Origin of the sequence: Mesorhizobium sp. LNJC394B00 (assembly GCF_000502555.1) — a bacterium.
Lineage (GTDB): Bacteria > Pseudomonadota > Alphaproteobacteria > Rhizobiales > Rhizobiaceae > Mesorhizobium.
In genome coordinates, this window is sequence record NZ_AYWH01000012.1 from 132,004 (window position 1) to 153,195 (window position 21,192).

The window sequence follows — 21,192 nt, forward strand, 5'->3', positions numbered from 1 at the left end:
ATATGTGGCGGCGGCCGTCATGGCGGAGGCAGAAGACCGCGCGCAGGTCCCAATCTCGTTGGTGGCGCGGCGCGATCGGGTGAACCCAGGGCCGGTCGTATTATACGGCTGTTACGGAACATCGATTTGGCCCTCGTTCTTGACTCGGTACTTATCCATGACCGCGGTTTTGAGCCTGCTCGATCGCGGCGTTGCTTTCGGCATCGTGCACGTACGAGGGGGCGGCGAACTTCGGACGCCCGTGCCACGAGGCGGCTACCCGCGATCGAAATCGTCAGGGTTGGCTTACGCGTGAACCGCGAGGGATCACGATCCGCTGATCCTTGTGGCTCATAAGCTTGGTCCTGCGATCGCCGAAGTCGTCAGAGTTGATACCGCTTTCGGCGATTAACCTCGTGGAAGCGCTTTGCAAAGCGGTTGCCACAGGAGATCATAACAGTTGCGCTTGGCGGCACAGATCTTGACAAGGCCTTGGTAGCCGCCCGCGATATCCGCATGGTGTCGTTCACCGGCGGATTTGCAACCGGAGAGGCAATCAGCCCCTTGGCGATATTTCAGTCAATGGTGACAACGCCGTACCGTGTGTTCTGGCGAATATTCCGGCAAATCGCATTACGGCAGAAGGGGCAGCGCGAAGCATACGGATTCAGATCTCCCGGCCATTTGCCGCTGCCGCATGAGCGGCCGAAAGGCTGCAGTTTCCGCCCGCGCTGCAGATGGAACTTATCATTGTACTCTACCGGTCTAAAACCAGCCGCCGAAATAAGCGTGACAGAAATAGGGGCTGTTACAATTCGGCAAATGTGGCAGGGTGGCGAAGCACTAGCGTTGGCGACGCATCGCCGCGGCATCCTATTCCGGCCACATAGCCAGCGCTGTCGAAAAACACGACGTTGAGCAAAGTTTATCGTACTTAGAGTAAGTGATATGAACAAGCTAGACCGCATGGATTACCGGATTCTCAATGTGCTCCAAGAAAACGGCCGACTCCCAATTAAGATCCTAGCGGACAGGATCGGTATTTCCGTGTCGCCGTGCTGGCAGAGGGTCAAAAAGCTCGAAAAAGATGGGATTATCCGCCGTTACATCGCAGAAATAGCGATTGAGAAATTACAAACTGTCCAGATTGTTTTGGCCAAGGTAATCCTCTCAAGACAGAATCGAGAGGCATTGGAGTTCTTCGAACGTCATATATGCGCCATTCCAGAAGTTGTCGAGTGCTATGAAGTAATGGGTCAGTTTGACTATCATATAAAATTTGTTGTTTCCTCAATAGACCTCTATACCGAGATCGTAGAGAGATTTCTAACTCCCGAATTCGGAGTTGAAAGGTATTTCAGTGATATAGTGAGCCGGGTTGCCAAAGAGGATCGGGCTATCCAGTTTGGCAGTTTGGTATAATCAACGTACTGTAATTTCGACCAGAAATTAGTAAGCCTGACTTATTGGAACGACCGACCAGCTAAAGCTGCACGACGCCAAGAATGTTTCGGGAGTGGTCAATCCGCGAGATCATCGACGCGATCCTCTTTCGGGAAGATCATCTGGCGGCTCTGCCGTTCGTGGCTATGACGCGGTCAAGAACCTCAAGGGCAGCAAGCGCTACGCGCTCGTTGACACCGGCAGGCGGGGGGGGGCATCTCGTGAACCTGATCCGCCGCCATCCAGTCTTAGGGGCCTAGGGGCCCTACTTCAGGTGTCCTCCCTTGTTCCATTCTTCAAGCTCATCTGGGCCGATGGCGTATACGAGCACGTGACGACGGCCACGACCATCGCTGTCGAAACCGTTAGCCAGTCGAGTTGCCTTCGTCGTCTTGCCAAAGAGTTGGGCGGCCGAACGCTTCTGGGTGCGGATCAAAGGCCCGATGCCTCGCCAAGGGTTTCGAGACGACTGTCGAATCCGCCGCGTTCCTATACAATCCCTCCCTCATGTGCCTCACTCAATACGGAATAAAGCCTCACGAGCTCCGAAATCGGTTCCTTTAGTCGCCGTCGCGAGCTGAAGCTTTCAATTCGGAGCAGATCCAAGAAAAGACTTTTTCGAACGGTGACAGAAAACAGAAGCACTTATCAGAGGCTATTTGCTACAACTGCCTGCACCTAAAATAATACTCTCGGAGACGTTTGCATATGCCTGCCGCACAATTGGAAATCACTACTGGTGAGTCGTTCCCACAGAGGGGCATGATACGCCAGGAGATTGAGCAAGAATTAGAGCAGTTGCGTACACAAGATGCGGACCCGCGTTCGACGTTCCCAGATCGTTGGCTCAATGACCGCGGGCTCCTGCTTGATGACGGCACAATCGAAGTTGCCAAAGCCGCTCACCTCGCCTTTTTTACAAAGGGCAACAACTACCCCACCGTTGTAAAATTCGAACGCGATCTAATACAGATGGCCCTTAGTCTGTTCCACGCTGGAAAGGACGCAACCGGGGCCGTGACCAGTGGCGGATCTGAGAGCCTCTTTCTTGCTACTGCCGCTGCTCTAGCATACGCCAAAGAAAGACGGCCTCACATCGCCACGCCGGAAATCATTATCCCTCAGACGGGCTATCCCACATTCGAGAAATACGAGCGGTATTTCGGATATTCAATTCGTCGCGTTCCAGTGGACGCAAATTTCCGCGCAAACGTCTCGGCAATGTCCGAAGCAGTTACCAAAAACACAGTCATGATGCTTGCGTCAATGCCATCCTGGTCGCATGGCGTTTGTGACCCAGTTCGCGAGTTAGCGGAAATTGCCAGCAAACACAGTATTTGGTTGCATGTGGACGCTTGCGTTGGTGGGTTTTTAGCGCCTTTTGTCCGCGAGCTCGGACGAAACCTTCCCGACTTCGATTTTCGAATTCCCGGCGTAAGTTCAATCTCGGCGGATTTCCATAAGTACGGCTATAGTGGCAAGGGAGTTTCGGGTATTTTCTATAAAAATAGGGAGGCCCGCCATCAGCCCTTCATCTTCGATGCATGGGCAGCTGGACTTTATCGCTCACCGGTTCTTACTGGGACACGTAACGGAGGCGCAATTGCTTCGGCTTGGGCGGTCATGCGTTATCTGGGGCGTGACGGATACCTCTCCCGTGCAGCTCAAATCCTCAAGCTGAGAGATGCCATACTGGCCTTGGTTGAACGATACCCTGGGTTGAAGATAGTCGGCGGGGCTGAACTCAACGTGGTCGGAATAGGCAGCGCCTACTCCGACATATATTCGATTGCGAGCAAGATTAAAGGCTACGGATGGAATATCAATTTACTGAAGGAACCGGAAGCAATACAATTTGTGCTTGGGCCACTGCGGGATGAATATATTAAGTTGCTAGTGAATGACCTTGGGAAGGCCGTGGAAACAGTACGGCGCGAAGGGTTCAAGGCTCCTTGTCCAGCTGTGGTCTATTCCGATGAATTCGTCGACTGAGGCGGAATTTTTTGTTGTTTTGCGGAATTATATGCAAAATGGCGAAACCCAATCCCGGTATTTGAATGGCCAGCCGCCGGTCGTTCATGGCCCGCATGTGGATGTAGGGCGTCCTCTGAGAGTTGAGGAGAGGGGGTCTATTCCGTGGCGATTCGGTCAGGCCTTGGCTGCTAGAGATTACTCTTCTTTCGGCAGTCTGCCCAATCCTTGAACAACCCCAGTCAATAGAGCGACTAAGTGTTATCTTAGATACAGCGGCTCTTGGAATTGTACCGGTACGGAGAAACCAATGGGACTTTCTGAAACAGTTCTGGCTAAGTTGAAAGACAAGTCGTTAGTGACGGACAAAGCTCTTGTAGGGACTAGGTGGATGGCGGCAGGTTCAAAGGGCCTCACGTTCGAAGTCACCAATCCCTCAACCGGCGAAGTCCTCGCAACCCTTCCAGATCTCGGCGAAGTGGAGGTCAGGTTGGCCATTGACGCTGCATATGTCGCCCAAAAAAACTGGGCAAAGAAGACGGGCAAGGAGCGCGGCGCAATCCTGCGAAAGCTTTACGACCTCTTACTCTCGAATGTCGATGATCTTGCCACCATCCTCACTTTGGAGATGGGAAAACCATGGCCAGAGGCGAGGGGAGAGATTCTTTATGGTGCATCCTATGTCGAGTGGTTCGGTGAGGAAGCAAAGCGAGTTTACGGCGACACCATTCCAGGTCATCAGCCGGACAAGCGAATTATCGTGATCAAGCAGCCCATCGGAGTTGTTGGGGCCATCACGCCGTGGAACTTTCCGAATGCGATGCTTGCCCGCAAAATGGCCCCGGCAATCGCTGCCGGCTGCAGCATCGTGTCAAAACCTGCGGCTCAGACCCCCCTATCCGCGCTCGCTCTGGCTCTCCTTGCCGAACGCGCCGGTCTGCCATCCGGTCTTTTTTCTGTGCTCACCACGACCGATGCGGCGATGGTCGGTCAGGAATTCTGCGGAAATGAGAAAATCCGGAAGCTCACGTTCACAGGCTCGACCAATATCGGAAAAAAGCTGATGCGGCAAGGCGCAGAACAGATCTTAAAGCTCGGCCTCGAACTTGGGGGTAACGCGCCCTTCATTGTCTTCGATGACGCAGATCTCGACGCTGCCGTCGACGGCGCAATGATTTCCAAATACCGCAATGCCGGGCAAACCTGCGTCTGCGCCAATCGGCTCTATATTCAGGAGGGCGTCTATGATGCCTTTGCCGCCAAGCTTGCCAAGCGCGTTCGCCAGATGAAAGTCGGCGACGGCTTTGCCGAAGGGGTCACGACGGGCCCTCTGATCGACCGGAATGCGCTGAAGAAGGTACAGGAGCACGTCACAGACGCGGTCGCTAAGGGGGCTACGGTGGAGGCCGGTGGCAAGCCTGCGAGCCAAGGCGGCCTCTTTTTTCAGCCCACTATCTTGACCGGGGCAACAGGGGATATGCGCCTCTCCAGGGAAGAGACGTTCGGCCCTATCGCACCGTTGTTCAAGTTTTCAACCGAGGAACACGTCATTGAAATAGCGAACAACACCGAGTTTGGCCTGGCTTCGTACTTCTATTCCAGGGATGTCTCGAAAATCTTCCGGGTGGCGGAGGCTCTTGAATACGGCATGGTCGGGGTCAACACTGGGCTGATCTCCACGGAAGTTGCGCCTTTTGGCGGTATCAAGCAATCTGGACTTGGCCGCGAAGGTTCAAAATACGGAATCGATGACTATACAGAGATGAAATATTTGTGCCTGAGCGTGTGATCGGCATGGGCTCCGAACGAGCGCTTCGAGCAGGCGCTCCGCGAGGCGGGCCTCCAGCGGTCGGACGGCGACGGCTCGGTCCCTGGAATGCCGTTTCTGTTGAAGGACACCGGGCCAGGGCAGGCCGGAGTGCCGCGGACCTCGGGCAATGTAGCACTGAAGCGCATCAAATACTCGCCTGACTCGGATGAGCCTCTGGGGAAGCGGTTCGGCGAATGCGGATCGATCATCTTGGGCGCCACCAGCGCTGCTCGATTCACCCGGGATCCGCTGGTTGCACCTCGGCGAGATGGCCGATGGGCTGGATGTGGTATTCGCCGAGATCGCCGAACTAGCCTGAATATCTCAAAGTAAGGGGTGCATCGGCCCCAAGAATCTGAGAAACTGCGTTGTAACAAAGAGTTATCAGATTCAGGAACGGGGTCCGATGCACACACACTATATCTCCGATCAGCTCGAATTTGAATGCTTCGACGGCCACAAAGTGGTCGCCGGTTTCGACGGCGGAGTGATCACCTCAGATGCCGGCGCCTTGCTTGTGCGCCACGTTGACAAAACCGTCGGCCTGTTCGGCCGGGTGGCTGCCTGTTTCATCGACCGACGCGATCCGGACGACGGTGCCCAGCGTAAAGACGCTGGTGGGACAGCGCATCGCGGCGATCGCGCTGGGATATGAGGACGTCGACGACCACGACACGCTGCGCCACGACCCCGTGCTGGCCCTTGTGTCGGAAAGCCTGACGCCGAAGCGGGAGGATTGCGCGGTGCTTGCCGGCAAGTCGACGCTCAACCGGCTGGAGCTCAGCCGGGTCGGGGAGCCGACGCGCTACCACAAGCATGACATGCGGGCGATCGAAGCTCTGTTCGTCGATCTGTTCCTGGAAGCCCACGACACGTCGCCGGGCGAGATCGTGCTCGACCTCGACGCCACCGATGACCCGCTGCACGGCCGCCACGAAGGCCGGTTCTTCCATGGCTACTACACAACTGTTACTGCTACCTGCCGCTCTACATCTTCTGCGGCCGGCACCTGCTGGCGGCAAAGCTCAGGCGTTCCAACATCGACGCCAGCAAGGGAGCGGTCGAGGAGGTCGAGCGGATCGTGCGGCAGATCCGCGGGAAGTGGCGCAGGGTGCGCATTGTCCTGCGCGCCGATTCCGGCTTTGCCCGGGAAGAGCTGATGGCCTGGTGCGAGGCAAACCGCGTCGACTATGTCTTTGGCCTTGCCCGCAACGAGCGGCTGGAAAAGAAGATCGCTCCCGCCTTGCAGGAAGCTCGCCTGGCATCCAGGAAAAGCGACAAGGCCGCGCGCGTGTTCCGCGACTTCATGTGGTCGACGAAAGACAGTTGGTCACGCCGACGGCGGGTCGTCGCCAAGGCCGAGTGGACGACGCAGGGCGCCAATCCGCGCTTCATCGTGACCTCGCTCAAGCCAAAGCGTTGGGCGGCACGGGCCCTCTACGCCGACCGCACCAGCGCTCACACCATGCGTGCCAATCAGCTGCGGCTCTGGTTCGCCTCGTTTGCCTACGTCCTGATCTCCGCCTTGCCGCCTCGGCCTCGCCCACACCAGGCTCGCCAACGCCACCTGCGGCACGATCAGGCTGAAGCTGCTGAAGATCGGTGCGCAGGTCCGTGTCTCGGTGCGTCGCATCAAGGTCGCAACGGCTTCAGCCTGTCCAGACGCGGACGAATTTGCCCTGGCCCACGCTCGAATACGCGCCGCGGCCGGCTGATGCCGTCGGACCTGAACCCTTCCCGCAAACCACAGAGGATAAATTGCACAAGCCCCAGCACCGCCGCTCTCCGCGGCGCAGGCCGCTCTCGTCCTCAAAAGCAGGATGAGCAGCGCCGACCCGCACCAGTCAAGATACGGCTCGAGCCGCGGCACGGTGAGAGAAGCGGGCTAGCCCGAATATCTCAGTGCGCCCTGACGGCGCGTATCACCAGTGGAGGAAGGTTCCACCCAGATAGTAGTCGATAAGTCTGGTAGCTGACGAGCGGTTCGGCCGGGTAACTGGCCGGGTCGAAGCCTCGCGACAAAGGCCGCCTTGGGCGGTTGAGTAATCCGATGGGCCGTAATGCGAGTAAAGCCTGAGCAGAACTCGAAAGTGATGATGCGGATGCCGACCCGCCTGAGATTCGGGGAAGGCCGCGTGAACGGGGAAGCAATCGACATGTGCACCCGTTCGATCCGCCGGGGTAGTGGGCACGGCACGTTGGAAGGGTGATGCGGGTAATCGGGGGAGACCCGTTTGGCATGAGGGTAGCGGCCTCAACGCGGCCTTAAGGGCGGCGGTGCCGGCGGGAGTCGGACAGGGTCATACTACTTCTGAAGCTGGGTAATGCCGGTGGAGGGAAGGGCCCTGACTTCTGGTGCGCTTTCGAAGTTGGTGAGGAGGGGGTGATTGGCGATGAGCCTGGAAACACCCGAAAAGATCAGGAACCTGCAGAGGAAGCTGTATTGTAAGGCGAAGGCGGAGCCTGCCTTCCGCTTCTACCTGCTCTACGACAAGATCTGCCGTAAGGACATGCTGCGCCATGCCTATGCGCTGGCCCGCGCCAATGCGGGTTCGCCGGGCGTGGACGGGGTGACCTTCGCGCAGATCGAGGCGGAGGGCGTGGAGACGTGGCTGGGGGGCCTGCGCGAGGAACTCGTCTCGAAGAGCTACCGGCCACAGCCGGTGCGACGGGTGATGCTCCCGAAGCCGGGGGGCGGCGAGCGCCCGCTCGGCATCCCGCCTATCCGGGATCGGGTGGTTCAGACTGCCGCCAAGCTGGTGCTGGAACCGATCTTCGAGGCGGACTTCGAGGATGGTGCCTATGGCTATCGGCCCAGACGCAGTGGGACCGACGCCATCAAGGAAGTGCACCGGCTTATCTGCCGGGGCTACACTGACGTGGCAGACGCTGATTTGTCGAAATACTTCGACACGATTCCGCATTCGGACCTCCTTAAATCGGTGGCCCGACGCATTGTCGACCGGCACGTGCTGCGGCTGATCAAGCTGTGGCTGAAAGCGCCGATCGAAGAGCGGGACGGTGACGGGAAACGGCGCTTGAGCGGTGGCAAGAGCAGTACGCGCGGCACGCCGCAAGGTGGGGTCGCAAGCCCGCTGCTCTCGGTCATCTACATGAACCGCTTCCTGAAACATTGGCGGCTCACCGGACGCGGCGAGGCGTACCGTGCGCATGTCATCTCCTATGCCGACGGACTTCGTCATCCTCAGCCGCGGGCACGCGGAAGAGGCGCTGGCGTGGACACGTTCGGTGATGACGAAACTTGGGCTGACGCTCAACGAGGCGAAAACCTCGCTGAAGGACGCCCGTACGGAAAGCTTCGAATTCCTTGGTTACAGTTTCGGCCCGCACCGTTTCCGGAAAGACGGCCATTGGTACCTGGGCGCGAGCCCGTCCAAGAAGAGCGTGCAGAGGATCAAGACGAAGATTGGCGATCTCCTGGTGACCGGCAACAAAGAGCCGTGGCCCGCGGTCTGCACCCAGCTGAACAGACTTCTGCGCGGCTGGTCTACCTACTTCGGCTACGGAACACGTTTGCCGGCCTATCGGGCGGTCGACAACCACGCCTATGATGCTGCTTCGTGGATGCCCGCCGTCCGGCACTGATCGAGCATGAGGTGAAGACGCTGGTCGGTCAGCGCATCTTCGCGCTCGCGCTTGGCTATGAAGATCTGAACGACCATGATGAGTTGCGCCATGATCCGGTGCTGGCCGGCAAGCTCAAGGCGCGCCGTCACAAGAAATGCGCGGCCGTTGCCGGCAAGTCGACGCTCAACCGGCTGGAGCTGAGCCGGCCGCAGCCTTCGCGCTATCACAAGATCAGCCACGATCCGGTGGCGATCGAGGCGCTGTTCGTCGAGCTGTTCATGGGTGCGCACGCCGCCCCGCCCGAAGAGATCGTGCTGGATCTGGATGCCACGGACGATCCCCTGCACGGCAACCAGGAGGGGCGGTTCTTCCACGGCTACTACGGCAACTACTGCTACCTGCCGCTCTACATCTTCTGCGGCGATCACCTTTTGTGCGCCAAGCTGCGGCCCGCCAACATCGACGCGGCCGCCGGCGCGGTTCAGGAGGTCGAGCGCATCGTGTGCCAGCTGCGTCAGCGCTGGCCCAAGGTCCGCATCGTGCTGCGCGCCGATTCCGGCTTCGCCCGCGAGGAGCTGATGGCCTGGTGCGAAACCAACGCCGTCGACTACCTGTTCGGTCTGGCCCGCAATGTTCGGCTGGTCCGCCACATCGCGGCCGAACTGGAGGCGGCCAAGGCAGAAAGTGCCCTCACCAGCCGGCCCGCCCGCCGCTTCAAGGACTTCCTGTGGACCACGCGCAAGAGCTGGAGCGGCCGGCGCCTGGTCGTGGCCAAGGCCGAGTGGACGCAAGGCGAGACCAACCTGCGTATTTCAGACGATCGTGAGCACGGATTTCACCGCATAGTGAGCACGGATTTCACGGGATCATGAGCAACGATTTCGCGGGATCGTGAGCAGCGATTTCAGACGATCGTGAGCAGCTTTTCGAAGGTGCTGGACGCTTCGGCCGACAACTCAGCCAGTCTACAGGATGCCTCGTTCAAAACGAGGAAGCCTGATGCGAACCCAGAGATTGTCGATGCGCCGGATCAGAGAAGTTTTACGTCTAAGACATGTTCAAGGACTGACCGAGCGCGTCATCGCGCGCACGCTCCGGGTGAGCAATGGCGTCGTCCATGGTTATCTGCGGCGCGCCCGTCTTGCCGGGTTGAGCTGGCCGCTGCCTGAAGGGATTGATGACGAGGGCCTTGAGCTGCTGTTCTTCCCGGCGCCGAAGGCGGCGTCGCAAAGCCTCCGCCGGCCGGTGCCCGATTGGAGCTATGTGGAGAAGGAGTTGCGCCGCCGCGGCGTGACGCGGGTCCTGCTGTGGGAGGAGTATCGTGCCGCCAATCCCGACGGGTTTGGCTATACGTGGTTTTGCACGACCTTCGAGGCCTGGAAAGAGCGCGCGCGCCCGACGATGCGCCAGACCCACCTGGGCGGCGAGAAGGTGTTCGTCGATTTCGCCGGCGACCCCATCGACATCTTCGATCCCATCACCGGCGAAGCGCACGCCATGAAGCTGTTCGTCGCGGCGATGGGCGCCTCGAACTACACTTATGCCGAGGCGTGCCCGAGCGAGAGCCTGTCCGACTGGATCGGCGTGCACACGAACCTCTTCGCTTTTCTGGGCGGCGTGCCGAAGTTCGTGGTCTGCGACAATCTCAAGGCCCCCGTCACCAACCCTGATCGCCTACGACCCCGGTCTCAACCGGACCTACGCCGAGATGGCGAGCCATTACGGCACCGCAGTACTCGCGGCGCGGCCGCGACGGCCGAAGGACAAGGCAAAGTCGAGGTTGCCGTGCAAATTGCCCAGGTCCTGGCGCGGCTGCGCAATCAGCGCTTCTTCTCCCTGGCGGAACTCAACGCCGCCATTCGCGTGCTTGTCGATGAACTCAATGCCCGCCAGATGCGCGGCTTCGGCTCCAGCCGTGCCGAGCTGTTCGCCGAGATCGACAGGCCGAAGCTGGGCGCACTGCCGGACCAGCCCTACGTGTTCGCCCGCTGGAAGCGCTGCCGCGTCGCCCGACTACCACGTCGAGGTCGACGGGCACTGGTATTCCACGCCCTACCGCCTGATCCGGGAACTCCTCGACGTGCGCATCGCCGACAACGCCGTCGAGATCTTCCACAAAGGCCAGCGGATCGCCAGCCACGCCCGTGCACCCAACCGGCGCGGCCATACGACCGTTGCCGATCACATGCCGAGCGCGCATCGCCGCTACGGCAAGTGGACGCCAGGAGGATTGATCGCGGCCGGCGAGAGGATCGGGCCTTCCACCGCCGCCTTCTTCCAGGCTGTCATCGCTGACCGGCCGCATCCCGAACAGGGCTTTCGCACCTGTCTCGGCATTCTTTCTCTGACCAAGAGCTACGGCAACGCGCGCGTCGATGCAGCCTGCCAACGCGGCATCCTCATCAAGGCACGCTCCGTCGCCTCGATCCGTTCGATTCTTAAGATCGGCCTTGATCGCGCTTTCCTCGACGAGACGCCCGACCATCAACCCCTGCGCCACGGCAACATCCGCGGTCAGGGCTATTTCCACTGAACCATGGAGATCTCAATGCTCACCCATCCCACCCATGAACGGCTGATCGCACTCGGCTTGGCCGGAATGGCCAAAGCCTTCGAGGAACAGCGACGATCGCCGGACCTCGAGGCCCTGTCGTTCGAGGAGCGCATCGGTCTTCTTGTCGACCGCGAAGCGCCGAGCGCGACACCAAACGGCTCACGACGCGGCTCAATTCGCCGCGCTGCGCCAGAGCGCATGCGTGGAGGATGTCGATTTGCGCACCCCGCGCGGCATCGACCGCGCCGTCTTCGCCAGGCTCGTCGTCGGCGACTGGATCGACCGCCATGAGAACTTGCTGGTCACAGGCGCAACCGGCCTGGGCAAGAGCTGGCTTGCCTGCGCGCTCGGCCACAAAGCCTGCCGCGACAATCGTTCGGTGCTCTACCATCGCGTCCCGCGGCTGTTCGAGGCGCTGGCGCTGGCGCGCGGCGACGGGCGCTATGGCCGCCTGCTCAAGATGCTCGGGCGCGTTCAGCTCCTCATCCTCGACGACTGGGGCCTGTCGGTTCTCAGTGCCGCCGAGCGGCCTGAGCGGCCCCATCCACTCTTCCCGTCAACAGCAAGGAAACAGCGCCGAACCACACCAACCGCTCCAAGCGGCGGACATCCATTGCCCGCAGCTCAAGCGCCGGCAAAATCGCTGCCGCCAGCCTCGCGCCCAAAGACTGTGTGAGATATCCGGGCTAGCGCCGCAGTGCAAATTCAGCAATTGCACGCACTCTCAGCAGCCAGGCTAGGCGTCCTCGCCGCCATCGCGCGTGGGAATTCATACCGTGGTGCGAACTTCGCGACAGGACATTCGAAAGGCAGTTCCATCGCGCCTCAGGCCTGAACCTGCTGATCAACGTCATCGTTTACTGGAACACCCTGTATCTCGAACCGGCATTCGCTGACCTCAATCGCAATGGCATCGCCACCCCGCCGTAGGTAGTCAAGCATCGCCCCGCTCGGATGGCAGCACATTAGCCTCATTGGTTGCCGTGGCGAGGATGGCGATCGAGCGGCGCGACGACCACGCCAATCAGACGGCTAAGCCCCTTACTTTCCAATCTATCGAATGATAACGCCATCGCCTCCATCTCGTCGGCCCGGCCCTTGCCGATCAAACCGGTGGTGAAATTGACGTACTTGGTGTGGAACTCTTCTGCGGTCATGGGATCGTCGCGATCGCCTTTCGGAGTGCGCGGCTCCGACATGATTTCTCGGCCGTCGTTTAGGTAAAGCGTCACGTCGGCCCAGCGCTTGCCGACGCTGATGCGGGTGTAGTGCTCGTTTTCGACAAGCTCCGTGGCCTTGGAAATGCGCCGGATTTCTTCATCCTGCAGAACCTCCGGCAAGAGCTCCTGCGGCCCTATTTTGCCACGCACGATCATCGTCGCAACCGGAAACGCGATCGAATAGCTCATTTCGTCCAGCGTCTTCGGGTTGTGACCGGCAAGCCGAACGGCATAATGGAACGTCTGAATGCGGACGCGCGTGACATCCTTACTGGAAAGGTTGTTGTCACGCATCAGGTCGAGCGCGGCATCGATCGATGGATGCGCCCAGCGACAGACAGGATAGGGTTTGTATGAGGTATCTTCGGCAACACGCCAAGCATCTCCGAGATCACGCCACCACGGCTCGGCGCTGGCCCCCTCAGCCGTGATCGCCGGCGCGCCAGTGAAGCCGAGTTCGGCCAAATAGGCCGCCATGACGCCTGAGGGCGCACCCCAGCCGACCCCATCACGCAGCATGGTTGGGAAATCGATGCAACGCATCATTTGGCTGCGCGGCCCGTGATATTCTGCAATGCCCGCGGCGTGGCGCGTCTGCTGCTGGCTGAGCCCCAGCAGTCGGGAGACACCCGCAGCTACGCCGACTGCCGTCCACGCCCCTGAAGTATGGTAGTCGGAGACGGTGCCGTGAAGCGTCAGGCCGGCGCGGTAGGCAACCTCATAGGCGACGGCCAGCGCAACCATGAATTCTCTGCCTGAAATTGCAGCGCCCGAGGCCCTGAGGGAATCGGCAACGGCAAGCAGCGCAGGAAACACCGCCGAGCCGGCGTGACCCTTGCAAGGGCTGTTGTTGTCGTGGCCATCGATAGAGTCGACGGTGAAGGCGCCGGCGAAGGCCGCCCCCGCGGGGCTGACCGGGCGCCCGTCGAAAATCATCCTGGCCGAGCCAACTTCAGGCGACGAGCGCCATAGGCGATCGGCGATCTTCCTGGCAATAGACGAAATCTCTGTGGTCGCGCCCACCACCGCGACGCCGAGTGTGTCTGCAAAACTGCGCCTGAGAACGGCACGGATCTCCTCAGGAATGGCATCGTAGGTCAGGCTACCGGCAAATTCGGAAAAAGTGATCATGTTAAACCTCGCACAATCTCTGATGCGGCCAATTTCCAAGATGATGGTTTTCCAGGGACACTCTCATCCTAAATAGATGGACACCGCATAACTTGGCAAATTGCGATGCCGTTAGAAGGCGGCCCGGATCCGCTGGTCGATGAGGCCCTGCGCTGGCCTGCGATGCGGCGGCAATCTTCGAATGGGGTTTTCCCTGCGGCCAACCCTCAGCGCTGATTTACGAACAACACGCGGATCAAGGCCACGGCCCTGATTTCGACCCGTCTTTGTCCGGCGCCTGACGAAAGGTTGCGATCAAAGCGGAATCGCCACGTGCCATTCGACATTTTCCTTCTGAATCATCCTGTGGATCCAGAACCCGTCGGGCCCTATTCGCTCGTTCGGGGCAGAAAGTAGGGCGTCACTTGGTCGTTGTGTCCATAGTTTAATGACCCACCCCAGCTAAAAAATTGAGGTATTTGTCACCGGTCTCGGCGATCAGATAACTCCACTTCGCTCCGACGAACCTTGCAGGGTAGAAGCGACAATAGCTCCGCGCTTCCGATTCATGTCCTCTCTCATTGCATTTTCTCCAGGGACGTCATGATTCGAGTTCTGTCCGCTCTGCACCGAGTTGACACAGAGAAACTGCATATTGCTGGCTTGAGTCCGTCCAATGCTGAACCGGCCGGAAGTTATACATACCAAGCAGCTTGTGGAAGGCATACAATTCGACCTTCCGCATGATCTCCGTCCTAATCATCTCTCCCTTCTCGAGATGAAAGGAGAAATTCAGATTTTTGAGATTGATTATTTGTTCCTGCATTGCTTCCAGATGGCTCTCCATTCTATACATAGATTTATTATGGAATGCCACGTGTCGAAACTGGAATGGATCAAAATCTCCATTGAAACGCCAGTTTAAATGTTGTAGGACACACAAGTTGGTCAGAATAGCCGTTTGGTTATTGTAGGCCGCCTCTAGGATTTTCGTTTCTTTGTCCAAATCCATCCCGACCAAAAGATAGTCGCCAGATGACAAACCCGATCGCGCCGATAGGAGCAGATCATGCAATTCGTCATCGTGCATGTTCCCCATAGTGCTGCCGAGGCAAACTAAAAGTTTTGGTCCAATTAGATTGGCGACTTGCGCGAGTCCGGTTTGGTAGGTCCCGACAATACCTAAGAAGTCCAAATCGGTTGTCACAGAGAAAATGTTCTCAGCCGCCCTCTCCAAGATCGAGCGATTGATGTCGATCGCAGCGTAAAAAGTGCGGCCGTGCTGCTTCACATATGCATCAAATAATTGAGTCGTTTTCTCGGCGTTTCCAGATCCCAGCTCAACGATGGAGATAGGACCTGTGATGTCGGCTATGGACGTTGCATGTTGGGCTAGTATGTCCTTTTCTGTTCTGAACAGGTAATATGTTTCCTCGTGGCAGAGACGTTCAAATAGGCGGGAACCTGCATCATCGTAGTAATAAATGGAGTTCACGCTGCGCGGTGATTCCGATAAGGACGCCACCAATAGGTCACCCTTGAATAACATTTCTTCGGGTACGTCCGCGCCGAGGATCTCATATTTATTGCGTGCAGCCACTGCGGTTGTCCCGGGACGATGTCGAGCCATAGAGATAACTCCATTCAATAACGGTGTACTAGGGATGCGTACGGGACGGCATGCGTATTGACGTTGTCACCAGCGGCGCGAATATCGTTGGCAGCTCCTGCCGTTTCATAAAAAGGTAGCATCAAAAGTCGTGCCAATTTCGCCGAGAGAGCGTTGGAAAGTCTTTTTCTGAGTGTTGTTCAATGTCTTAAATGGGGGCAGTGGGAGCCGAGCCGTTAACATTGTGTCGAGGAGCCCACAGACCCGACAGGAGGTGTCGGTTGCCTACATGAAGTGTTGGAAGAATGGGCGGCCCATAATCTGCTGATCAGGCAACCTCGCGATTGCACTGAATCAGTTCGAGGGCTGGTTGGGCGTTGGTCGCGCGCCATCGTGACGACCGCGAAGGGTCGCTCGGCCCCCGAGGGCCAGCATGAAACCCACTGCGTTGCGGGGGGCCGGGAGCTCCAGACGGGCTACAGGAAGATGCGGTGGCCTGTGGTCGGTGATCCGAAGCCGGACGAGCTGCTGTCGAGGGGGCGCCAGCGCCTAGCGATCGCGAACGGTCTCGCTCCGCGCTCGTTCGCCGGCGTACCTGGGCTTGGCGACCGAATGTGGTCGCCCGCCTCGACCTTCGGCTGAAGGGTTAGCTTCAACAGCTCCTCAGAAGACCTGATCCTGTCGATGCTTTCGTTGTACGAGGCGCTGGCGACCGGCACGAGCTCCTCGGAAAACAGCAGGTGTGAGGTACATTCTGGCCAGTCGCCGTTTCCAAATCGTATAGAGATGTCGATGCCGTTGGTGAGGGGCGGTAGTCCGTGGTAGGCGGTAACGACGCTGACTGTAACCTCGGGATGGAGTGGAACTCCCGCGGCGAAGCCAGAAGTTCGCGTAAGCCAGATAGCACGATACGGCGGCCTTCGCTTGTCAGCTGTACGGGCCGCGCCTGCCTGACGAAAAGCTGCGTATTGAGGAAATCCCTTCAGACCAACATCATGGAACGTTTTTGCCGATATCAATTCCGTAGACCGGGGCCGACGCGGCGCTTTCCTATTTAAGATAATCCTACCTCCATTTGATTTGATCACCTTATGATGGCGCCAGAGGACGAGGCGGACCATCTTTTTGATGGTAGGGCCCGCGGCCAAGCGCGAAGGCATCGAGCGTCTGCATGCCACGATGGGCCTGTCGGAGCGGCGGGGCCTGCTCCGTCGTCAGCGCCGATCGCTAGATGATCTGCTACCAGTCCCGTCCGTCGCCATTGCTGAGAAACGCCGGCAACCGACACCTACTGTCGTGTTTGTCGAATCCGCGACACACTGTTTTCGGCCTGGTTGCCTGCTGCACTCCGCGTCAAGTCATTGAACAAAACTCAGAAAAATATTCTCAGGCTCCTCAGCGCAACTGGCATGGCTTTTGAGAAGACCTCTTCGTGAAACGCGAGGCGAAGGCGGCACTGGTGTTCGCCCGGAGGATTCGAATGGTCAGTGATAGCCAGAGCTTCTCGTTGCCCCGCACCGTCCAGTTGCCGCGAATGACATTCCGAAGATCGGCGGAGATTAATGCAGCCGATGTATGGGAAATAATCGCGAAGTGTCCGCAACTAGACCGCAACTTACTGTATTACGAGCTGCTGCTTGCAGTGATTTCGCCGCCACCTGCGTGCTTGCTGAGGGAGATGGTGAGGTGGTTGGTTGGTTGTCGGCCTACCCGCGGCCGAGCGACCGCTCCAGGGTCTGCATTTGGAATTGCTGTGCAACCTAAGCTACGCAAAATGCGCTTGGGCAAGGAACTCATCCTCTCAGCCCTGAACGAGCCGGCTTGCGAGGGCGTGACGCACATCAAAGGCACGGTGACGCTCCCGAAAGGGCACCTAGATTTCTTCGCAGTTTGGCTCGGGATTTGGGTGCACCAATCCGGCAAGCTCTAGGTCGACCACGAGACCAAGGGACAGCGTGAGAGCGAGTCACGATAGGCATCAGTCCATCGAACGCTCCATCGGCCCGGCGGGCCTGCCCGTCGATCTGCCAAGCGATCACCTAAATAAGGAGGCAACGATGACTGACCGAAATGCAACAGATGGCGTGGGCGAATTCGCGATCTTCAACCATCTGGAGTCTGAAGTGCGCAGCTACGCTCGCAGCTTTCCCGTCGTTTTCGCGACAGCGCGGGGAGCTCAGCTGTTTGCGCGCGATGGGACAGCCTATCTCGACTTTCTCATGGGCTGCTCGAGCTTAAATTATGGGCACAATCCCCCCGAGCTGAAGTCCGCGCTCGCAGACTACATTGCGAGTGACGGCATCACCCATGGCCTCGATCTGTATAACGAAGCCAAGGAGTCCTTTCTGCACGAATTCCACGAGACGATCCTCAAGCCCCGGCAACTAGACTACGTCGTACAGTTTCCGGGTCCGACCGGCGCCAACGCGGTCGAGGCTGCCCTCAAGCTAGCGCGCAAGATCACTGGTCGGCCCAACATCATAGCCTTCACCAACGGCTTTCACGGTGTGAGCCTTGGCGCTCTCTCCTGCACCGGCAACCGGTATCACCGCGCAGCCGCCGGCCAGCTGCTCGGCGGCGTCACACGGCTACCCTATGATGGCTATCTTGGATCCAGTGTTGACACCGCCGACTACCTTGATCACCTGCTCTCGGACCCCTCCAGCGGTGTGGACGCCCCGGCAGCGGTGATTGTCGAGACAGTTCAGGGCGAAGGCGGCCTCAATGTCGCCGGCACGGAGTGGCTGCGCAAGGTGGCGGCCATTGCGCGCAGATACGGAACTCTGCTGATCGTAGACGACATCCAGGCCGGCGTTGGCCGGACCGATGCGTTCTTCAGCTTCGAGGCGGCCGGTCTCCGCCCGGACATCGTCACGATGGCGAAATCGATATCGGGCTATGGCTTGCCAATGGCCATCGTCCTAATTGACCGACAACTCGACAAGTGGGAGCCGGGAGAGCACAACGGCACGTTCCGCGGCAATTGCCATGCTTTCGTCACCGCGCGCGCAGCCCTTGAGCACTTCTGGCGGACGGACAGCTTTGCGGCGTCCGTCGAGGAGAAAGGCAATCTGCTGAAAAGCCGCCTTGAGCAGATCGCGCAGAAATACGACCCAAGCCGCGTGTCAGCCAAGGGTCGTGGCATGATGCGAGGCATCGATCTGAAGTTTGGCGAAGTTGCCAGTCAAGTCATCAGCACCGCCTTTCAGAATGGCCTCATTGTCGAGACCGCTGGTCCCAAAGACGAGGTCGTGAAGTGTCTGCCACCTCTTGTCATTGGGGAGGATCAGCTTAGCCAAGGCCTCGACATCCTCGAGGACGCTATCGAAAGGGTGATCGGCAGCACCGTGAACACGGCAGCGTAGAGGTGAATCATGATCGTCAGGGATTTCAATAAGGAGAATCTGACAGCCCGGCGGGTTCAGACGACGAGCTGGCAAAGCGTGCGGTTGCTCCTCAAGAATGATGGGATGGGCTTCTCCTTCCATATCACCACGATCCATCCGGGCGCCCGGCTCAAGATGCACTATCGGAACCACCTTGAGGCAGTCTACTGCATCTCTGGAACGGGTTCTATCGAGGATCCGGAGGCGGATGAGATCCATGTCGTGAGACCGGGCACCATTTACGCGCTCGATAAGCATGATGCTCACCTGCTGTGTGCCGAGACCGAATTGGTGTTAGCCTGCGTCTTCGTCCCTCCATTGGCCGGCAGCGAGGTGCATGACGAGACCGGCGCGTATCCTCTCGACTTCGAGGCGATCTGATGTCGCCTCAGAGAAAGTTAATGAGCTCGGGATCGAGAGTATTCGGCTCCTCCGCCTCCCCGCGTCGCTCGTCTGCTACAGGCCCGGCTTCCCCTGGGCGAGCACGTCCTCAGACCAGGAAAGTACGACGACGCGTGGGTTCAATCTACTTCTCACCGCTCGCGTTTCGGAGAATCTTCGCACGGCATGGCAGCGCTTGCGAGCATGCACGACGTCTTGCCGCGAAATAGTCGCTGGTGCTGCGAGTTGTCAACTGACCAGCCCACTCGCCGAAAGAATTGGAGGTGAAATCTCTTGCCTAACCGCCAGCCTAGTGCCCACACCGTCGAGAAGATCGGAGGCACGTCGATCTCCAACACCGCTGCCGTACTCGAGAACGTTCTAATCGGAGGACGCAAGGGAAGCGCACTCTACAACCGCATATTCGTCTTATCCGCTTACAATGGGATGACGGACCGGCTTCTAGAGCACAAGAGGACTGGCAAGCCAGGCGTCTATGCGCTTTTCGCGCGCGTCAGATCAAGATCGGCTTGGGTTGAAGCTGTCGCAGAAGCCCATCGGGAGATGAGGAGGATCAATGCGGAGATCTTCGGCAACTCGCCGGAAAGGCGCGTCGCCGACGATTTTGTGAGCGACCGCATTGAAGGAGTGCGCGGCTGTCTGTTGGATCTTCAGCGAGTTTGCTCCTATGGACACTTCAAGATCGAAGAGCACCTGAATGCCGTGCGCGAGATTCTGGCCGCGCAGGGCGAAGCCCACAGTACCCACAACACGGTTCTGCTCCTCAGGACGCTCGGCGTGGAGGCGATGTTCGTAGACATGACGGGCTGGCGCGACGACACTGAAATGAGCCTTGACGCGCGAATTGGGAAAGCTCTATGCGCGATCGATCTCGGCAAGCAGCTGCCAATCGTCACGGGTTACGGCCAATGCCCAGGTGGGTTGATGCGGCTCTATGGCCGTGGCTACACCGAGGCCACATTTGCCCGGATCGCAGTGCTAACAGGCGCCAGGGAGGCAATAATCCATAAGGAGTTTCATCTTTCGACAGCCGACCCCAAAATCGTGGGTATTGAGCGGGCCCGTGCTATCGGTCGCACCAACTATGATGTCGCCGATCAGCTCGCCAACCTGGAACTGGAGGCGATTCATTGGGCCGCGGCCAAGGAACTGCGCCATTCAAATATCCCTCTTAGGATCAAGAACACGTTCGATCCTGACTGCGGTGGAACCGTCATCACGCCCGACTACGTCTCCGACACGCCTCGGGCAGAAATTGTCGTGGGCTTCAGGGGAGTGTATGCTTTGGAGCTCTTTGACCAGGATATGGGAGACGTGATCGACTATGACGCCGACATTCTCCAAACGTTGAAAGCCCATGCGGTCCGCGTCGTGACCAAGACATCGAATGCAAATACCATCACGCATTACCTCGCTGCGGCACCTGAGGCAATCGCGCCCGCTGTCAAGGCGCTGGAGGAAAAATTTCCAACGGCGAACATTGCCACGAGAAAAGTGAGCATTGTCTCGGCCATCGGAAGCGCCCTCAATGGCCAGAGCCTAACGGCCATTGCTGTGCAAGCGTTAGCGGATGCTTGCATAGATGTCCTGGGAGTGCAGCAGCTTATGCGCAACGTGGATATAATCTTCATAGTAGATGAAGTGCGCTTGGACGACGCAGTTAGGGCGCTTCATAGCGCCCTGATCGAAGATATCCGGCTGCGTCTTACCGCGCAGGCTTCCGCCGCTCGGACGCGCTGAGGCACCATCGCTGGCAAATGGATCTGTTGCAACCTTTGGATTACCAGCACTGGGCTTGCCGCTCCGCGATTGCGGAGCGGCAAGGAGGGCGTGTGCCGCTGTGCCGCCGGCGTGGTGTTGATCGCGTCGTCTGTCGCGCTGGAGTGGCTGCTTGCAGCCCATTCCATCGGGCAAATGAGGTGGCATGACTCACCTTCCTCGCCTGAAGAGCTCCTCCCGCTTCCGAAGAAGCCGCAGAGGCTGCCGATCGTCCTCAGTCCCGAGGAAGTTCAGCGGTTCCTCGGTTGCGTCCTCGACGTCAAACACCACGCCATCCTGACCACTTGCTATGCCGCCGGCTTGCGCATCTCGGAAGCGGTCAGCTGAACCCACTGGCATCG

11 protein-coding genes and 7 pseudogenes are annotated in these 21,192 nt (G+C 58.7%); 16 read left to right on the forward strand and 2 right to left on the reverse strand.

What is annotated here, in order from left to right:
* Nucleotides 1-269 precede the first annotated feature (269 nt).
* The 12 genes and pseudogenes from X751_RS1000000168175 to X751_RS1000000167215 form a co-directional block, all read left to right on the forward strand.
* A pseudogene (locus X751_RS1000000168175) lies at nucleotides 270-540 on the forward strand (aldehyde dehydrogenase family protein); the annotation flags it as partial.
* Nucleotides 541-927: 387 nt separating this feature from the next.
* Nucleotides 928-1,401, forward strand: coding sequence for an Lrp/AsnC family transcriptional regulator (locus X751_RS137750; protein ID WP_023746087.1), 474 nt, complete (start codon nucleotides 928-930; stop codon nucleotides 1,399-1,401).
* 729 nt (nucleotides 1,402-2,130) lie between these two features.
* On the forward strand, nucleotides 2,131-3,414 hold the full coding sequence (locus tag X751_RS0134285) for an aminotransferase class V-fold PLP-dependent enzyme (RefSeq protein WP_023746088.1): 1,284 nt from the start codon (nucleotides 2,131-2,133) through the stop codon (nucleotides 3,412-3,414).
* 289 nt (nucleotides 3,415-3,703) lie between these two features.
* Entirely contained in the window at nucleotides 3,704-5,182 is a 1,479-nt protein-coding gene (locus X751_RS137745; protein WP_023746089.1) for an NAD-dependent succinate-semialdehyde dehydrogenase, read from the forward strand.
* Nucleotides 5,183-5,609: 427 nt separating this feature from the next.
* A pseudogene (locus X751_RS01000000164315) lies at nucleotides 5,610-6,918 on the forward strand (IS1380 family transposase).
* Nucleotides 6,919-7,878: 960 nt separating this feature from the next.
* Nucleotides 7,879-8,334, forward strand: a pseudogene (locus X751_RS1000000168180) (reverse transcriptase domain-containing protein); the annotation flags it as partial.
* Nucleotides 8,335-8,455: 121 nt separating this feature from the next.
* Nucleotides 8,456-8,713 (forward strand): annotated as a pseudogene (locus tag X751_RS1000000168185) (group II intron reverse transcriptase/maturase); the annotation flags it as partial.
* Between the two features lie 53 nt (nucleotides 8,714-8,766).
* Nucleotides 8,767-9,663 (forward strand): annotated as a pseudogene (locus X751_RS137740) (IS1380 family transposase); the annotation flags it as partial.
* A gap of 127 nt (nucleotides 9,664-9,790) precedes the next feature.
* Nucleotides 9,791-11,086 carry an IS21 family transposase gene (istA, locus tag X751_RS01000000164325; RefSeq protein ID WP_198022470.1) on the forward strand — a complete coding sequence of 432 codons (1,296 nt, stop codon included), beginning with the start codon at nucleotides 9,791-9,793 and terminating at the stop codon, nucleotides 11,084-11,086.
* A complete protein-coding gene (locus tag X751_RS1000000167210) occupies nucleotides 11,022-11,324 on the forward strand; it encodes a hypothetical protein (protein ID WP_156936411.1) in 303 nt (100 codons plus the stop codon). The genes istA and X751_RS1000000167210 overlap by 65 nt, the downstream gene beginning before the upstream one ends.
* Before the next feature lie 15 nt (nucleotides 11,325-11,339).
* Nucleotides 11,340-11,874: pseudogene (locus X751_RS01000000164330) on the forward strand (ATP-binding protein); the annotation flags it as partial.
* A 182-nt stretch (nucleotides 11,875-12,056) separates the two neighbouring features.
* Complete coding sequence (locus X751_RS1000000167215; RefSeq protein WP_280806727.1) at nucleotides 12,057-12,275, forward strand: Tn3 family transposase; 219 nt, start codon at nucleotides 12,057-12,059, stop codon at nucleotides 12,273-12,275.
* Between the two features lie 41 nt (nucleotides 12,276-12,316).
* Here the strand turns inward: X751_RS1000000167215 and X751_RS137735 are convergent, their stop codons facing one another.
* Both X751_RS137735 and X751_RS137730 read right to left on the reverse strand, forming a co-directional pair.
* Nucleotides 12,317-13,696, reverse strand: coding sequence for an MmgE/PrpD family protein (locus X751_RS137735; RefSeq protein ID WP_023746094.1), 1,380 nt, complete (start codon nucleotides 13,694-13,696; stop codon nucleotides 12,317-12,319).
* A gap of 580 nt (nucleotides 13,697-14,276) precedes the next feature.
* Nucleotides 14,277-15,275: an L-histidine N(alpha)-methyltransferase gene (locus tag X751_RS137730; protein ID WP_050592409.1), complete on the reverse strand. Its 999-nt coding sequence runs from the start codon at nucleotides 15,273-15,275 to the stop codon at nucleotides 14,277-14,279.
* Nucleotides 15,276-17,341: 2,066 nt separating this feature from the next.
* Between X751_RS137730 and ectB the strand changes: the two genes are divergently transcribed.
* The 4 genes and pseudogenes from ectB to X751_RS1000000168190 form a co-directional block, all read left to right on the forward strand.
* Nucleotides 17,342-18,649 (forward strand): diaminobutyrate--2-oxoglutarate transaminase, encoded by a 1,308-nt coding sequence (ectB, locus tag X751_RS137715; RefSeq protein WP_050592410.1) that lies wholly within the window; start codon nucleotides 17,342-17,344, stop codon nucleotides 18,647-18,649.
* A gap of 9 nt (nucleotides 18,650-18,658) precedes the next feature.
* Entirely contained in the window at nucleotides 18,659-19,051 is a 393-nt protein-coding gene (locus tag X751_RS137710; protein WP_023746099.1) for an ectoine synthase, read from the forward strand.
* 294 nt (nucleotides 19,052-19,345) lie between these two features.
* Complete coding sequence (locus tag X751_RS137705) at nucleotides 19,346-20,812, forward strand: aspartate kinase (protein WP_023746100.1); 1,467 nt, start codon at nucleotides 19,346-19,348, stop codon at nucleotides 20,810-20,812.
* 207 nt (nucleotides 20,813-21,019) lie between these two features.
* Nucleotides 21,020-21,172: pseudogene (locus tag X751_RS1000000168190) on the forward strand (integrase); the annotation flags it as partial.
* Nucleotides 21,173-21,192: the final 20 nt, after the last annotated feature.

What these genes read in the sequence shown, in the direction of transcription:
- X751_RS137750 (WP_023746087.1), top strand. Translation starts at nt 928, where the DNA reads ATGAACAAGCTAGACCGCATGGATTACCGGATTCTCAATGTGCTCCAA.
- X751_RS0134285 (WP_023746088.1), top strand. Translation starts at nt 2,131, where the DNA reads ATGCCTGCCGCACAATTGGAAATCACTACTGGTGAGTCGTTCCCACAG.
- X751_RS137745 (WP_023746089.1), top strand. Translation starts at nt 3,704, where the DNA reads ATGGGACTTTCTGAAACAGTTCTGGCTAAGTTGAAAGACAAGTCGTTA.
- istA (WP_198022470.1), top strand. Translation starts at nt 9,791, where the DNA reads ATGCGAACCCAGAGATTGTCGATGCGCCGGATCAGAGAAGTTTTACGT.
- X751_RS137735 (WP_023746094.1), bottom strand. Translation starts at nt 13,696, where the DNA reads ATGATCACTTTTTCCGAATTTGCCGGTAGCCTGACCTACGATGCCATT.
- ectB (WP_050592410.1), top strand. Translation starts at nt 17,342, where the DNA reads ATGACTGACCGAAATGCAACAGATGGCGTGGGCGAATTCGCGATCTTC.
- X751_RS137710 (WP_023746099.1), top strand. Translation starts at nt 18,659, where the DNA reads ATGATCGTCAGGGATTTCAATAAGGAGAATCTGACAGCCCGGCGGGTT.